At 44.0% G+C, this 266-nt stretch carries 1 protein-coding gene; it reads right to left on the bottom strand.

All coding sequences use genetic code 11. The features are described from left to right. On the bottom strand, positions 1 to 266 hold a 266-nt coding region (locus SB659_RS19695; protein ID WP_410551632.1), incomplete at both ends, for a diguanylate cyclase domain-containing protein.

The raw sequence follows: 266 nt of genomic DNA, 5'->3' as shown, positions 1-266 counted from the left end.
AGTCAGACGCGTTCATGCGAGCCACGGTTGCTTTACATGACAACTCCTGCTCTATCGATTCGGCTTGCTCAGATAACTTATCTGCAATAGCTTTTATATAGTTATCAACGTTTTTGCGACCGAAGTTCTTATTCAAGTCGGCTAACTTGTCCAAATGAAGCATGAGCATGGCTACGGGTAAGCGTTGTTCGCGGACACCGAAATGTGCAGATAAGCGCTCTAGAATAAATTGACGATTGTAAACGTCAGTAGCCTGATCCTTATAC

The sequence above is a fragment of the Arthrobacter sp. SIMBA_036 genome (genome assembly GCF_046535135.1).
Lineage (GTDB): Bacteria > Actinomycetota > Actinomycetes > Actinomycetales > Micrococcaceae > Arthrobacter.
Note: the sequence above shows the minus strand (reverse complement) of the source record. Positions and strands in the feature narration are given on the sequence as shown.